The organism is Sphingobium sp. MP9-4, from assembly GCF_005281675.1.
Taxonomy (GTDB): Bacteria; Pseudomonadota; Alphaproteobacteria; order Sphingomonadales; family Sphingomonadaceae; genus Sphingobium; species Sphingobium yanoikuyae.
Map to the genome: position 1 here is coordinate 67,733 of NZ_LUFI01000027.1, position 15,202 is coordinate 82,934.

The 15,202-nt window shown below is 67.3% G+C and carries 14 protein-coding genes; 8 read left to right on the forward strand and 6 right to left on the reverse strand.

The annotated features are described in order from the left end of the window. Positions 1–21: 21 nt before the first annotated feature. The 5 genes from A0U87_RS08060 (at position 22) to A0U87_RS08080 (ending at position 3,025) form a co-directional block, all read left to right on the forward strand. Positions 22–762, forward strand: coding sequence for a sterol desaturase family protein (locus A0U87_RS08060; RefSeq protein ID WP_048937809.1), 741 nt, complete (start codon positions 22–24; stop codon positions 760–762). After that, entirely contained in the window at positions 759–1,196 is a 438-nt protein-coding gene (locus A0U87_RS08065) for a DUF2141 domain-containing protein (protein ID WP_048937810.1), read from the forward strand. Before A0U87_RS08060 ends, A0U87_RS08065 begins: the two co-directional genes overlap by 4 nt. Before the next feature lie 96 nt (positions 1,197–1,292). Then, positions 1,293–2,204, forward strand: coding sequence for a tetratricopeptide repeat protein (locus A0U87_RS08070; RefSeq protein ID WP_048937811.1), 912 nt, complete (start codon positions 1,293–1,295; stop codon positions 2,202–2,204). A gap of 15 nt (positions 2,205–2,219) precedes the next feature. Next, positions 2,220–2,831: an LON peptidase substrate-binding domain-containing protein gene (locus tag A0U87_RS08075; RefSeq protein WP_037510200.1), complete on the forward strand. Its 612-nt coding sequence runs from the start codon at positions 2,220–2,222 to the stop codon at positions 2,829–2,831. An 8-nt stretch (positions 2,832–2,839) separates the two neighbouring features. After that, positions 2,840–3,025 carry a Trm112 family protein gene (locus A0U87_RS08080; RefSeq protein WP_234415735.1) on the forward strand — a complete coding sequence of 62 codons (186 nt, stop codon included), beginning with the start codon at positions 2,840–2,842 and terminating at the stop codon, positions 3,023–3,025. Between the two features lie 21 nt (positions 3,026–3,046). Here the strand turns inward: A0U87_RS08080 and A0U87_RS08085 are convergent, their stop codons facing one another. The 4 genes from A0U87_RS08085 to A0U87_RS08100 are packed head-to-tail and all read right to left on the reverse strand — an operon-like array spanning position 3,047 to position 8,632. Then, positions 3,047–4,570: a Ppx/GppA family phosphatase gene (locus A0U87_RS08085; protein ID WP_048937890.1), complete on the reverse strand. Its 1,524-nt coding sequence runs from the start codon at positions 4,568–4,570 to the stop codon at positions 3,047–3,049. Positions 4,571–4,577: 7 nt separating this feature from the next. Beyond that, positions 4,578–6,716: an RNA degradosome polyphosphate kinase gene (locus A0U87_RS08090; protein ID WP_010337022.1), complete on the reverse strand. Its 2,139-nt coding sequence runs from the start codon at positions 6,714–6,716 to the stop codon at positions 4,578–4,580. 3 nt (positions 6,717–6,719) lie between these two features. After that, a complete protein-coding gene (locus tag A0U87_RS08095; protein ID WP_004211120.1) occupies positions 6,720–7,352 on the reverse strand; it encodes a hypothetical protein in 633 nt (210 codons plus the stop codon). After that, positions 7,349–8,632, reverse strand: a complete 1,284-nt coding sequence (locus A0U87_RS08100) for a heavy-metal-associated domain-containing protein (protein WP_137405432.1) — start codon at positions 8,630–8,632, stop codon at positions 7,349–7,351. Before A0U87_RS08100 ends, A0U87_RS08095 begins: the two co-directional genes overlap by 4 nt. A 91-nt stretch (positions 8,633–8,723) precedes the next feature. Here A0U87_RS08100 and purM point away from each other — a divergent pair, with 91 nt between their 5' ends. From purM to A0U87_RS08115, 3 genes are all read left to right on the forward strand, one after another. Beyond that, on the forward strand, positions 8,724–9,818 hold the full coding sequence (purM, locus tag A0U87_RS08105) for a phosphoribosylformylglycinamidine cyclo-ligase (RefSeq protein ID WP_017500249.1): 1,095 nt from the start codon (positions 8,724–8,726) through the stop codon (positions 9,816–9,818). Positions 9,819–9,934: 116 nt separating this feature from the next. Continuing rightward, on the forward strand, positions 9,935–10,885 hold the full coding sequence (gene purN, locus A0U87_RS08110; RefSeq protein WP_048937814.1) for a phosphoribosylglycinamide formyltransferase: 951 nt from the start codon (positions 9,935–9,937) through the stop codon (positions 10,883–10,885). Positions 10,886–11,084: 199 nt separating this feature from the next. Continuing rightward, positions 11,085–11,876 carry a MipA/OmpV family protein gene (locus A0U87_RS08115; protein ID WP_048937815.1) on the forward strand — a complete coding sequence of 264 codons (792 nt, stop codon included), beginning with the start codon at positions 11,085–11,087 and terminating at the stop codon, positions 11,874–11,876. 21 nt (positions 11,877–11,897) lie between these two features. Here A0U87_RS08115 and A0U87_RS08120 read toward each other — a convergent pair whose 3' ends face one another. Both A0U87_RS08120 and A0U87_RS08125 read right to left on the reverse strand, forming a co-directional pair. Next, entirely contained in the window at positions 11,898–12,188 is a 291-nt protein-coding gene (locus A0U87_RS08120) for an RNA-binding S4 domain-containing protein (RefSeq protein WP_164488891.1), read from the reverse strand. A gap of 13 nt (positions 12,189–12,201) precedes the next feature. Then, positions 12,202–15,138 (reverse strand): helicase-related protein, encoded by a 2,937-nt coding sequence (locus A0U87_RS08125; RefSeq protein WP_048937817.1) that lies wholly within the window; start codon positions 15,136–15,138, stop codon positions 12,202–12,204. Between the last annotated feature and the right edge of the window lie 64 nt (positions 15,139–15,202).

Sequence of the window (15,202 nt, forward strand, 5' to 3'; positions counted from 1 at the left end):
ATTCACCGCTATAGCCCCGCCATGGTCGCAGCCATCCTCTTGTCCGCGCTGGCGATGACGCTGATCGTCGGGGTGCGCTATCTGATTGCCAGTGGCGGTTTTGCGCTGGCGACAAGGCTGCGGCAGCCGGGCCTCTATCGCGGGCAGGGGCGGCAGATCGGGCGGGAGATTGGCTGGTCGCTGGCGTCCGCCGCCATCTATGGCATCCCCGCCGGGGTCGTCGCCTGGGGCTGGCAGGCGCGGGGCTGGACGCGCATCTATGAGGATGTCGGCCGCTATCCGCTCTGGTATCTGCCGGTGTCGGTGCTGCTCTATCTCGCCGCGCATGACACATGGTTCTACTGGACGCACCGGTGGATGCACGCGCCCCGGCTGTTCCGCATCGCCCATGCCGTCCATCATGCCAGCCGGCCACCGACCGCCTGGGCGGCGATGAGCTTTCACCCGTGGGAGGCGCTGACCGGGGCGGTGGTGATCCCGGCTTTGGTCTTCCTGATCCCGATCCATGTCGGCGCGCTGGGCGTGGTGCTGTCGATCATGACGATCATGGGCGTGTCCAACCATATGGGGTGGGAGATGTTTCCGCGCTGGATGGTGCGCGGGCCGATTGGCCGCTGGCTGATCACCGCCAGCCATCATCAGCGGCATCATGAACAATATCGGTGCAATTATGGCCTCTATTTTCGCGTCTGGGACCGGCTGTGCGGCACCGACCGGGGGCTGGGGGATTTCGGGCGTGATTTCAGGAAGGAACAGGCGTGATCGGTCGGGTGGTGTTTGCAGCGGTGGCGTTGATCGGACTGGCGGGGGCGGCGCCGATGGACCTGGCCCAGCCGATCAGCATGACGGCCGAGGGGCTGCGATCGGCCAAGGGGCGCATCCTGATCTGCGTGGCGCGATCGGCCGACTTTTTTCCCGATTGCAGCAAGGATCCCGACAAGCGCCACCTGATCGTGGCGACGACGGGCAATGCCATACCGCTCGGTAATCTGGCGCCGGGCGACTATGCAATCGCGATCATCCATGACGAAAATGGCAATGGCAAGCTGGACACCTTTGCCGGCATTCCGCGCGAAGGGGTGGGCTTTTCGCGCAATCCGGTGCTGCGCTTTGGCGCGCCCAGCTTCCGGTCGGCCGAGTTCGTGGTGAGCGGCGCGCCGGTGCGGCAGGCGATCCGGCTCAAATATTTCCTGTAAGGCGGCGCGCGCGCCCCGACTTGTCCAGCAGGGGTGACGCCCCACATAAGGCGCTGTATGACGGCGGCGACTAACCGCATTGCAGGAGAATGAAGCGTGGCGACCCTGGGACTGAGCGAGGCCGACAAGGCGGCCGTGGAGGCGTTTCGCCAGGATGTGGTGGAGCCTTCGCGCACGAGCCTGGTGATCGTCGACTTCTGGGCCGAATGGTGCGGCCCGTGCAAGCAGCTGGCGCCGGTGATCGAGAAGGTGTGCGCCGACTATGCCAGCAAGGGCGTCAAGCTGGTGAAGGTGAATGTCGATGAAAATGGCTTCATCGCCAGCCAGTTCCGCGTCCAGTCGATCCCGACCGTCTATGCCGTGTTCCAGGGCCAGCCGGTCGCGGACCTGAGCCAGGCGCGGACCGAGGGGCAGTTGAAGCAATATCTCGACCAGCTGCTGAGCCAGTTGCCGATCGAATCGGACGAGAAGGCGCAGGCGGAAGAGATTGCGCCGCTGATCGCGATGGGCGAGGAGATGCTGGCCGGCGGCGAGGCGGAGCGGGCCTTGTCGGTGTTCCAGCAGATTGCCGACATCGCGCCGGACAATGCCGAAGTGCTGAGCGGCCTGCTGCGCGCGCTGGTGGCGCTGGGGCAGCTGGACGAGGCCGATGCGCTGCTCGCCGAACTGCCCGCCGAGATGCAGAAGGACCAGGCGATCGAGCGCGCGAAGGCGGCGCTGGCGCTGGCGCGCAATGCCAAGCCCGTGGCCGACCTGTCGGGGGTCGAGGCGCGGCTGGCGGCCGATGGTGACGATCATGAGGCGCGCTTCGAGCTGGCGACCGGGCTGATGGGCAATGGCGACCGCGATGGCGCGGCCGAGCAGCTGCTGGAGATCGTGCGCCGCGACCGGGCCTGGAATGACGGCGCCGCGCGCACCCAGCTGCTGACCCTGTTCGAGGCGGTCGGGCTGGAAGATCCGTGGGTGTCGGCGCAGCGCCGCAAGCTGTCGCAGATCCTGTTTTCGTAAAGGATCGGTGACCCGGTGAACCGCGCGCGCATCTCGATCTTTCCGCTGTCCGGCGCGCTGTTGCTGCCGGGCATGGAGCTGCCGCTGCATATCTTCGAGCCGCGCTATCGCGCGCTGGTGCAGGATGCGTCCGCGCGCGACCGGCGCATCGGCATGATCCAGCCGCGCAGCGAGGGGCAGAAGCCGCCGCTGTTCGACGTCGGCTGCCTGGGGCGGATCAGCCATATCGAGGCGCTGGACGATGGCCGGTTCAACATCATCCTGACCGGGCTGGCCCGGTTCCGGCTGGTGCGCGAGCTGGAGGTGTCGACGCTGTTCCGCCAGATCGAGGCGGAGGTGGAGCAGGCGCCGGAGGACGAGGTGCTGCATCTGGTCGAGCGGGCGGCGCTGGAGCAGGAATCGCGCCGCTTTGCCGATGCGCTGGGCTATGCGGTCGACTGGACGGCGGTGTCGCGGCTGGACGACATGGCGCTGGTCAACGGCATCGCCCAGATCGCGCCGTTCGACCCGGCGGCCAAGCAGACCTTGCTGGAGGCCGACACGCTGAGCGAGCGGGCCGACCGGATCATCCAGCTGATGCAGATCGTCGGTCGCGCCGAGCGCGACGGCGGCGCGACGATGCAATGAGCGAGATTATGAGCGAAGAGACGGCCCCGATCGATCCCTGGCTGCTGGCCAAGCTGGTCTGCCCGGCGACGCGCACGCCGCTGCGCTGGGACGCGGCCCGCCAGGCGCTGGTGTCGGACGCGGCGGGCCTCGCCTATCCGGTGCGCGACGGCGTGCCGGTGCTGGTCGTGCGGGAAGCGACCGCCCTTTCCTGACCGGGCGCGGTCGGTGTCGGCCTACCCCTGTCCGTCGAGCAGCTGATATTTGAGGCCCATGGCCTGGGCGAGGTTGCGCAGGCGGCGTTCGACCGCTTCGCCGTAGAGATCGGCATCCTCGTCGCGCAGGTGGAGGTCGATGCGGTCGCCATGCCGTTCCAGATGGGAAATGGCGAGCGGGCCTTCGACGCCGCCCGACAGGCGCTGGGCAAGGCGAATGGCGAGGCCCCAGAGCGCGGCGCGGCGCAGCGCATCCGCGCTGGCCATGCGGTCGAGGTTGGGCAGCGTGCCGACATCGCCGCCGAAATGGGTGTGCAGCGCCTGGCCCAGCATCGCCCGCTCGGCAGCGGTGATGCCGACCCAATTGCTGTGCAGGGCGATTTCGACGCCGCGTTCGGCGCGGAAATCGGGATTGGCACGCCAGCTGACATCGGCCAGCAGACAGGCGGCGCGGCGGATGCGGCGCGCACCCTTGTCATCGTCGGGGAATAGCGGGGCGATCCAGCGGTCGATACGGTCGCCATGGCCGCGGAAGCGGGCCTGTGCCTCGCCCTCCGCCTCAGCCGCGACTAGCAGCGGATCATGGGCACGGATATCGTCGGGCAGATTTTCGTAGAGCAGCCCTTCGCGCAGGCCATAGGCCGACACGATCATCCGGCTGGACTTGAGCTGGCGCACGACCACCGACAGCAGCGCGGCGGCATCCGGCAGGGTCGGCACGCGCGATCCGGTCATCGCCGGGATCTGCTTCAGCCGGCCCTTGTCGACATGGGAGATGATGCGGGTGAGCTGTTCGGCACGGGCCGCGCTCATCTCATATTGATGCACCACCGGCAGCGGGAAATGGGTGAGCTGCATGTCGAAGCGGGCGAGCGAGCGCCAGGATCCGCCGACGAGATAGAAGGGCAGGTCCGGTTCCGCCTGCCAGCCGGCCTTTTCCAGCATCTTGGCAACGCAGCGATCAAGCGCACGCGGCCCCTTGGCACGGATCTGCGGCAGGCGCAGCACGCCCAGTGGCAGCGAGATGGTCTGTTCGACCGCGCCCTTGCGCACGCGGGCCAGTTCCAGGCTGCCGCCGCCCAGGTCGCCGACGATGCCGTCGGCATCGGGAATGCCCGACAAGACGCCCATGGCGGCGCCGATCGCCTCCTGCGCGCCCGACAGCAGTTCGACGGTCAGGCCCATAGCCTTGGCACGGGTGATGAACTCGGCGCCATTGGTGGCGTCGCGCACGGCGGCCGTCGCGACGCAGCGTATGTCGGTGACGCGCATGTCGCGGCACAGATGGGCAAAGCGGCCGATGGCACGCAGGCCGCGCTCCATCGCTTCCGGTTCGATCGCACCGGTCTTGGCGAGCGAAGCGCCCAGGCCCGCCATCACCTTTTCATTGAACAGGATGAAGGGGATGCGGCGCGGCCCGTCATAGACGACCAGGCGGACGCTGTTGGAGCCGATGTCGATGATCGCCGAGCGCGCGGTAGCGGGTTCGGGCGAGGTTGCCATGGTCTCGGCCATGGCGCGCACGCGGCTGAGCATCGAGTTCATCGCGCGATCAGGCCCGGCCACGCAGGCGCAGGGTCGGCACCGCGCCATGCTCCTGCGCTGCGCCGCGCCCGGACAGCGACGGGTTGGTCATGAAATAGCGGTGCAGGTTGAACGGCCGGTCGCCCGGCTCCAGCCGGGTATAATGGCCGTCGCGGTCCAGCACCCAGCTCTGTTCGGTATCGATCAGATTGGCGACCATCACCTGGTCCAGAATCTGGTCATGGACGGTCGGGTTTTCGACCGGCGCGAGGAATTCGACGCGGCGGTCGAAGTTGCGCGGCATCCAGTCGGCCGAGCTGATATAGACCTTGGCGCCATTATTGGGCAGCGCCTTGCCATTGCCGAAGACGGTGATGCGGCTATGTTCCAGGAAACGGCCGACGACCGACTTGACCCGGATATTTTCCGACATGCCCGGAACGCCCGGCCGCAGGCAGCAGATGCCGCGCACGATCAGGTCGATCTGCACCCCGGCATTGCTGGCGGCATAGAGTTTCTCGATGATCGCCGGGTCGACCAGGCTGTTCATCTTGGCCCAGATGGTGCCGGGGCGGCCGGCGCGGACATGGTCGATCTCCGCATCGATGCAGGCGCACAGCGTGTCGCGCAGGTCGCGGGGCGACATGACCAGCTTTTCCAGCCGTTGCGGTTCGACATAGCCGGTGATGTAGTTGAACAAAGCGGCTGCATCGCGGCTATAGGCCGGATCGGCCGTGAAGAAGCTGAGATCGGTATAGATGCGCGCGGTGATCGGGTGATAGTTGCCGGTGCCGAAATGGCAGTAGCTGCGGAACTGGTCGCCCTCGCGCCGCACCACCATCGACACCTTGGCATGGGTCTTCCAGTCGATGAAGCCATAGACGACCTGGACGCCGGCGCGTTCCAGCGCGTCGGCCCACATCAGATTCTGTTCCTCGTCGAAGCGCGCCTTTAGTTCGACCACCGCGGTCACCGACTTGCCGGCCTCTGCGGCGTCGATCAGGGCGCGGATGATCGCCGACTGCTTGCCCGCGCGATAGAGGGTCTGCTTGATCGCGACCACATCCGGGTCGGACGCGGCCTGTTTCAGGAAGGAGATGACGACGTCGAACGCCTCATAGGGGTGGTGGACGACGATGTCCTTGGCGCGGATCGCGGCGAAACAGTCGCCGCCATATTCGCGGATGCGCTCGGGGAAGCGGGGCGCATAGGGCTCGAACTTGAGGTCGGGGCGGTCGGCGTCGACGATGCCGCTAAGGTCACCGATGCCGATGAAGCCCTCTACCTCGACCACGATCGCCTCATGGCCCTGGAGCATGTCCTGGAGCATTTCCTCGACCGGTTCGGGGATGCGTTCCTCTATCTCCATGCGGATCACGCGGCCGCGGCGGCGGCGCTTGATGGCGCTGCGGAAATAGCGGACCAGATCCTCCGCCTCTTCCTCGATCTCGATGTCGCTGTCGCGGATGATGCGGAACACGCCGCTGTTGCGGACGCGATAGCCGGGGAAGAGATCGGCCGAGAAGCGGCGGATCACCGCCTCCAGCGCCATGTAGCGCATCGGTTCGCCCGGAATGCGCACGAAGCGGGCTAGCGAGGAGGGGATCATCACCAGTTCGCGGATCGGCTGCTTGTCCGACAGGCGCTCCAGATCGAAGACGATCGACAGGCCCTGATTGGGGATGAAGGGGAAGGGATGCGCAGGGTCCAGCGCCTGAGGCGTCAGGATCGGGAAGATCTGGGTCAGGAAATGTTCGCGCAGCCATTGGGCGCAGCCGACATCCATTTCTGCGGACGGACCGATCACCTCGATCCCGACCTGCACCAGCTCGCCATGCAGCGCGCCCCAGACCTTCTGCTGGGCGCGCATCAGGCTGGCCGTGGTTTCGGTGATCGCGCCGAGCTGCTGCGCCGGCGTCAGGCCATCGGCCGATCGCAGATCGACATCCTGCAACTGCTGCCCCTTGAGCCCTGCCACCCGGACGGAGAAGAATTCGTCGAGATTGGCGCCCGAAATCGACAGGAAGCGGAGCCGTTCGAGCAGCGGGTGGGCCCGGTTCATCGCCTCTTCCAGCACCCGCTGGTTGAAGGCCAGCCAGGAAAGCTCGCGGTTGAAATAGCGCTCGCCCGCGGGCGAAAGGCTGGCGATGGGATCGGCTTCGGCCACGGATTACTCGCGCTGGTCGTTGGTGGGATCGGGCGGGACTATAGGCAAGATTCCTGCAGATTGCAGAGCCTCTTTCGCCAGTGCGACCGAAATCTTACGTCCAGATGACAGCGACGCCTCATCCAGCAGCGCCGTCACCGCCGCAATCGCGCCATAGCTGCGCTCGATCCGCCGGAGCAGCCAGGGGGCGAGGTCCGGCGCGAAGCTGGCGCCCGACGCGCCCAGCCGCCGTTCGATCAGCGCCAGCGCCAGCGCCTCGTCCGGCTCCTCGATCGCGACATGGGGCGATCCGGCCAGCCGCGATCGCAGGTCGGGCAATGCCACCGTCCAGCGCAGCGGGGACGTGCGGCCGATCATCAGCAGCGGGCGATGCTCGGTCTGCGCCTCGTTCCAGGCATGGAACAGCATATGCTCGTCCTGCCCCTCGGCATCGTCGATCACGCTGCCGCCGCTCATCGCGACGAACTGGCGGCCCAGCGCCGAACGACCCGACAGTGGCGGGCCGGTCAGCACGGTCACCGACACAGGCCAGTCGCGCCAGCGTTCCAGATGGGCAACGGCCAGTTGATTGGCCTCGCTCACCAGAAACTCCTCGCCCTGGCCCTGCCATTCGAAGGGCAGGCTGATCTGGCTCATGGCTGTCCTGCGGGGGCCTGCCGGCGCGAGATGCGCATGGTGTTGCCCGATACCGCCACGCTGTAGCCGCGCGCCTGCAATCCGGTGCGCAGCGCGTCGGCCGTGCCCTCGAAGCTGACCTGCATCACCGACGTGCCGCCCAGCGCCAGGCTGCTGGTCGCGGCCGAGCGGACGCCCGGAATGCTGCGCAAGGCCGATTCGCCGGCGGTGACCGATCCGACGTCAGGCGTGTCGAACTGGATGGCGAAGCTGGCGACGCTGGCGCCGGCGGTGGGCAGTGGCATGTCGACCGCCTCGATCGGCGCCTCGGTCGCATTCTCGATCGCCAGCGCGCTGGGATCGACCGGTTCCTCGATGATCAGCGACGGATCGGGCCGCAGGCGGCCGTCATTGAGCGCGCGGATATAGAGTTCGTCGATCCGGCGCGCGCCCTCGTCCAGCATCTGCGGGATGCCGCTGTCGTTCGAGGCGCGCAACGCGAAGCTGCCGATCAGGCTGTTGTCGGGGCCATAGCGGGCGGTGAAATTGGCCGTCACCGGGCCGCCGGGCCATTGCCGGTCGAGCCGCACCATCGGGATCACCACGTCGGCCGCGCCATATTGGTCGAGCAGTACGCGCCACCACAGGCGGCCGCGCCGTCCGGTCTGGCCGGCGTTGAGCAATACCGGGTCGGCGACCGAGCCCGCGACCCGGACATAGTCGATCGCGCTGTCGCCGGTGCGATAACGCGCCCAGGCCTTCTGCCATTCATTGACCCGTTCATAGGATACGGCGGAGCCGCCATCCCACAGGACCGGGATCACCAGCAGCGGCGGCGAGCGCATCACATTGCCGGAAACGCCCAGCAACTGGCCGGTACGCGCGCGGTCGAACAAGATGTCGAGCGTCGCGACATAGCGACCGGGGCCGGCCTGTTCATATTCGACCTCGATGCCCGAGATCATGGCTTCCAGTTGCGAATCGGACAGGCTGGGCACGCCCGTTCCGCCATGGGTGCGGGTCCACAGCATCTTCCACGCCTGGCGCTGGGCCAGCCGCCAGCCGGCATAGCGGGCCGCATCGGCGCTGCCGGCCTGGACGTCGACCTTCACGCCGCGCACCTCATAATCGCCGCCGCTGGCGATCGGCGGGACGCCGCGTTCGCCTTCCATCTGGGCGAACAGCGCAGCGCCGACCAGGCCGATTCCCACCGCGCCGGCGATCTGCGCCGGCCGGGACAGGGCATGGAGAGCAAGCGCTGGCGGAAACGACAGGCGACGAAGAGTCTTGGCAAGGATCACGGGCGTCCTTTTGGCGAGATTTGCCCCGCATGCCAAGCGCCAACCCATCCAGCCTTCCGTTTTCGGCGCTATTGTTCTAGGGCGCTGGCCCATGAGCGACAACGAATCCTACAGCTACGCCAAGGCTGGCGTCGACATCGCCGCGGGCAATGCCCTTGTCCGTGCCATCGCCCCCCTGGCCAAGGCCACCCGACGCCCCGGCGCGGACGCCGAACTGGGCGGTTTCGGCGGCTTTTTCGACCTGAAGGCGGCGGGCTATGACGACCCGTTGCTGGTCGCGGCCAATGACGGCGTGGGCACCAAGCTGAAGCTGGCGATCGACCATGACCGCCATGACGGCGTGGGTATCGATCTCGTTGCCATGTGCGCCAACGACCTGATCGTGCAGGGCGCCGAGCCGCTCTTCTTCCTCGACTATTATGCCACCGGCAAGCTGGAGTCGGGCGTCGCCGAACGCGTCATCGCCGGCATCGCCGAGGGCTGCCGCCAGGCCGGCTGCGCGCTGATCGGTGGCGAGACCGCCGAAATGCCCGGCATGTACAGCGACGGCGACTATGACCTGGCCGGCTTCTGCGTCGGTGCGGTGGAACGCTCCAAGGCGCTGACCGGCAACAAGGTGAAGGCCGGCGACGTCCTGATCGGCCTCGCCTCGTCGGGCGTCCACTCCAACGGTTTCTCGCTGGTCCGTCGCCTCGCCGCCGACAAGGGCTGGAAGCTCGATCGCCCGGCGCTGTTCGACAATGAAGTGCTGCTGATCGACGCGCTGATGGCCCCCACGAAGATCTACGTGAAGAGCCTGCTGCCGCTGGTCCGCGCCGGCATGATCAATGCGCTCGCCCACATCACCGGCGGCGGCCTGCTGGAAAATATCCCGCGCGTCCTGCCCGAAGGCACCCATGCCATCGTCGACGCCGACGCCTGGGAGCAGCCGCGCCTGATGGCCTTCCTCCAGGCGCAGGGCAATATCGAGCCCGAAGAGATGGCGCGCACCTTCAACTGCGGCATCGGCATGATCCTGGCGGTGGACGAGGCGCATGTTGTGGGCGTCACCCAGGCGCTGGAGGATGCGGGCGAAACCGTGTTCCGCGTCGGCACTGTCAGCGAAGGCGACAAGGGCTGCACCGTCAAGGGCAGCGCCGAAACCTGGAGCGCCAAGGCCGACTGGTCGGCCACGCATCTGGGCTGACAAGCACCACCAATCCCCCTCCCGCCTGCGGGAGGGGTTAGGGGAGGGTTTTCCAGGGGATCGCCTTTAAGACAGGCCCTCCCCCGGCCCCTCCCGCAGGCGGGAGGGGAGACCCTATGACCAAGGCAAAGATCGGCGTCCTGATTTCCGGCCGTGGCTCGAACATGGCGGCGCTGCTCTATGCGGCGAAGGCGCAGGACTGTCCGTTCGAGATCGTGCTGGTCGCCGCCAATGATCCGGAAGCCCCCGGCCTGGCGCTCGCCGCGGCCGAGGGCATCGGCACCTTCGGCCAGAGCCACAAGGGTATGAAACGCGCGGAGTTCGACGCGGTGATCGACGCGCAGCTGCGTGCCGCGGGCGTCCAATATGTCGCGCTGGCCGGCTACATGCGGCTTCTGTCGCCCGAATTCGTGTCCGGCTGGGAAGACCGGATGCTCAACATCCATCCCAGCCTGCTGCCCAAATATAAGGGCCTCGACACCCATCAGCGCGCGATCGACGCGGGCGACAGCCATGCCGGCTGTTCGGTCCATATCGTCACCGCCGAACTGGACGATGGCCCGGTGCTGGGCCAGACCCCGGTGGCGATCCTGCCCGGCGACACGGCCGACAGCCTGGCCGGGCGCATCCTGATCGCCGAGCATCAGCTCTATTCGCGCACGCTCGCTGATTTCGTCACCCGTGAGCGCCAGCCCGACTGGCTGCTGAACAAGGTGCGTGAAGCCGCGCTGGTGCTGCCGCAGGCGGACGAGATCGTGTCGCACGGCATGCCCTGCTTCGGCATCGTGAAGGGCAAGAAATTCGCCTATTTCACCCGCGACCATCATGGCGACGGCATCATTGCCGTGCTGGTGAAGACCACCGCGCCGGAAGAGCAGGCAACCCTGATCGAAGCCGATCCGGACCGCTATTACCGCCCCGCCTATTTCGGCAATGACTGGGTCGGCATCCGCCTCGACCTGGGCGATACCGACTGGGACCATATCGGCGAGCGGCTCCACGCCAGCTGGCGCCAGATCGCGCCGAAGAAGCTGCTCGGCCTGATGGATATCGCCGACCAGTTCTGACCATCTGGTCGATGGGCCGAACAAATATGCAGGATGAGTTGTGATCTTCCTGCGTCGGGCCGATGCTGGACATTTTCCGGAAACATTGTGCTGTATTTACAGTATATTGCCTGGAAATTATTGTGCCGGCCATGGATGCCCGTGCGCCGGCATGGGGCTGGTCGATCTTCGGACGGCCGTTTCGACAGGGATTTGCATAATGAAATCGACGATGGTCCGATCGAGCATCGCGCTGCTCGCCATGGGCGCAGCCGCGCAGGTGGCAGTCAAGGCGCAGGATCTCAGCAGTTCGCGCCAGTCGGTGGGGCAGCCGAGCAAGGACCGGATCGTCATCGGCCTGGGTGCGGCGGTGACGCCGGTCTATCAGGGCGCCGACGATTATCGCGTGCTGCCGCTGCCGGCGATCGACATTGTCGAGGGGCGCTTCTTCGCCAATTTCCGCAATGGCGTGGGGCTCAATCTGGTCGATGACCGGGCGCTGACCATCGGCGCGGGCGTCACGCCGATGCCCGGCTATCGGCGGCGCGACGTGCCGACGGGTATCGATCGGCTGTCCTGGGGCGTGGGCGGGCGCGTGTTCGCCAATCTGACCGGCGGCGGCGTGGTGGCGACGCTGGGCGCGACGCAGGGCATTAGCGGCAGCACCGGCGGCTTCATCGCTGACGCCAGCCTCTCCTATCCTGTCATCCTCAATCCCAAGCTCATCATCACCCCCTCGATCGCCACCAGCTTTGCCGACGGCAAGCATATGGACGGCTATTTCGGGGTGAATGCGCGGGAGGCGGCAGCGTCCGGACTGGACCAATATCGCGGCAAGGCAGGGTTCAAGGATGTCTCGGCGCTGCTCAACATCGTCTATCGGCTCGACAGCCGCTGGAGCGTGACCGGATCGGTCGGGGCGACCAGTCTGCTCGGCCGGGTCAAGGACAGCCCGCTGGTCGAGCATGCGACGCGACCGAACGGCTTCGTGGCGCTTGCCTACCGGTTCTAAAACAGGCGATCGGCGGCAGGTTTAGCTGCCGACCGTCAATTCCTCATAGCAGGCCTGCGCCTCGGGCGCGGGGCCGCGCCGGGTGGGCAGCTGGATCACGCGGACGACGCGGACGCCGGCGGCGTGGGGAAAGGTGATGAGGTCGCCGGCGCGCACCGGCGCATGGGACCGGTCGATTCGCCGGCCATTGAGGCGGATATGACCGTCTTCGGCCAGCTTCTGCGCGGTCGAGCGGCTTTTCGACAGGCGCGCGAACCACAGATATTTGTCGATGCGCAGGGACGGGCCGACGCCCGTCCCATGCACTGTCATGGCCCCCTTGGGGTCAGCCATTGCGCCCCAGCAGTTCGGCCAGGCCGGCGAAGGCATGGTTGCTGGTGGCGGCCTTGTGGCTGGCGGGGGTAGCGCGCGGCGCGCGATTATCGTCGCGGTCGCCACCCTTGCGCGGGCCGCGATCGCCGCCCTTGCCGCCACGGTTGTCGCCACGACCTTCACCGCGATTGTCGCTCTTGCCGGCAAATTTGCCTTCGGGGCGCTGCTGCTGGTCGCGGCGGGGGCCGCGCGGACCACGATCGCCCTGCGGGCGGCCTTTCTGCCGGCCCTTGAACACCCAGTTGGCGCCGGTGGCGGCGACGGGCGCTTCGGCCGGGGTTTCGGTTGCCGCCTCGGCCGCCGCTTCGACGGGGGCCTCGGCAACGGCTTCCGCTGCGGCTTCAGGCGCAGCCTCGGTCGCTTCGACCACGTCCGTGCCCTCCACGGCGGGCGCGGCTTCGGCCGGTGCCTCGGCGACGGGCGCCGGGGTTGGCACCGGATCGATCGGGCGGAAGCCGGCGGCGCGCATCAGCTGCAGGAACGCTTCTTCGCTCAGGCCCAGCGACACGATCTGCGGGCTGAGCGCGCTGAACGGCTCATTCTTCGCGATCGTCTCGTGCGCGGTGCGGGCCATGCGCTCGGCCATGTCGATGCGCAGCATCTGCGGGCCAAAGCTGCGGAAGCCCGCAATGCGGGCGCCCATTTCCTGGGGCTTGTCGCCGGTCGGGATCAGGGTCAGGCCCGGCTGGGGCAGCGGCAGGCAGGGCTTGCCGATGCGCGCCGCCTGCAGCGCCGCACGCCAGCGCGCCGCACCCGGCTTCAACAGGCCGGGATGATAGAGATCGAGCACGCCGATATCGATGCCGGCGCGGCGCAGCAGATGGCGCTGATCCTTGTCGAGATGGCCGAGCGCCGAATCAAGGTCGAGTCGCGGCGCGACGCCGCCGGCATCGGCCAGCTGGGCAAAGACCGCGCGGACGACGGCTGGCACGGCCGGATCGGCAGCGCTTTCGCTCATCTTGACCAGTGGCAGCAGATGCTTCTGCTTCTGCGCCTCGAACCAGGTCGCCAGACGGGTCGTCACCTGCTTCTGCACATCCGGGCCCAGCGCGGCGAGCGCGCGATCGAGCCGGATTTCGGGCGCGAGCAGGCCTGCGCCCGCCATCAGCGTTGCGACCGGGGTGCCCTGCCAGGCGATGCCCGGCGTCTGTCCCGCATCGTCCATGAGCGCGAAATCCGTATCCGCAGCGCTCATCAATTCGTCAGCCTTCACTCGTAATACCTTTCCAAGGCGCCTTTCCGCCGCCGCCAGCAACAGCTTTCTGTCCTGGAGTCGCGTAGCGGGATCGACTGAGAAACGAAATCCGTCAAGTCGCCCGATCGTCTCGCCATCGACGCAGACCGTCCCATCCGGGTCGACCGTGACCGGCAGATTGCTCGCATTCTGTCCGAGATCCCTTAGCAGAACAGAGGTGCGTCGGTCCACGAAACGCTGCGTCAGGGCCGCATGCAGCGCATCGGACAGCTTTTCTTCCAGCATGCGCGTGCGTTCCGCCATCTCCACCGGATTGGCCAGCCAGTCGGGACGATGGGCGATATAGGACCAGGTGCGCGCGGCGGCGATCCGGCCCGACAAGGTGTCGATATCGCCCTGGACCGAATCGAGGCGGGCGATCTGCTGGGCGAACCAGTCGCGCGGAATATGGCCGCCAAAGCCGGAGCCATTGCCGGCGATGAAGCGCCAGATGCGCGCCACGGTGCGGGCATGATGCTCCGCGCCCAGCTTCTGGAAATCGGGCAGGCCACAGGCGGCCCAGAGCCGTTCGACATCGCGCTTGGAGCGGACACGGGCCTGAACTTCCGGGTCTTCGGCCATCCGGCGCAGCACGGCCAGGTCGACCGCCTGCGGCGCGGTGCGCAGTTCCGGGCGATCGGGCCGGGCCTCCAGATCGATGATGAGATGATCGATGCTGTCGGTGCGCGGTGCGCCGTCGCGCCAGAAAAGCTGGTCGACGGACGGAAAGCGATGTGCCTCGATCGCCTCGATCTCTTCGGGGGTGAAGGCGGCGTCGCCATCCTCCGACCCCAGACTGCCGAAGGTGCCGTCCTTGTGATGGCGCCCGGCGCGGCCGGCGATCTGGGCCATTTCGGCGACCGTCAGCCGGCGCGAGCGGCGGCCGTCAAACTTGCGCAGCGAGGCGAAGGCGACATGGGCGACGTCGAGGTTGAGGCCCATGCCGATCGCATCGGTGGCGACCAGATAATCGACGTCGCCATTGAGGAACATCTGTACCTGGGCATTGCGGGTGCGGGGCGAGAGCGCGCCCATCACCACCGCCGCACCGCCCCGGAAGCGGCGCAGCATTTCCGCCACGGCATAGACTTCCTCGGCCGAGAAGGCGACGATGGCGGAGCGGCGCGGCAGGCGCGACAGCTTCTTGGCGCCAGCATAGGAGAGGGTGGAGAAGCGCGGCCGGCCGATGATCTCGACCTCCGGGACTAGGCTCTTGACCGTCTTCGCGATGCTGGCGGAGCCCAGGATCATCGTTTCTTCGCGGCCGCGGGCGCGCAGGATGCGGTCGGTGAAGATATGGCCGCGCTCGGGATCGGCGCCCAGTTGTGCCTCGTCCAGCGCGACAAAGGCGAAATCGCTGAGGCCGCCGGTCATCGCGGCGGCTTCCCTGCCGCCACTGATGGGCATGGATTCGGCGGTGCAGAGGAAATAGCGCGCGCCCGGCGGCACGATCTTTTCCTCACCGGTGATGAGGGCGACCTGCTGCGCGCCCTTGATCGCGACGACGCGGTCATAGACTTCGCGCGCCAGCAGGCGCAGCGGAAAGCCCATCATGCCGCTCGAATGGCCGCACATGCGCTCGACGGCGAGATGAGTCTTGCCGGTATTGGTGGGGCCCAGCACAGCGGTGACGGGCGAACGGGCGAACTGGGCCATGATGGGGCCTATGTCGTGCAGGATGGCGGGCAGGGCAAGGACTTTGCGCGATCGGCCCGATGTT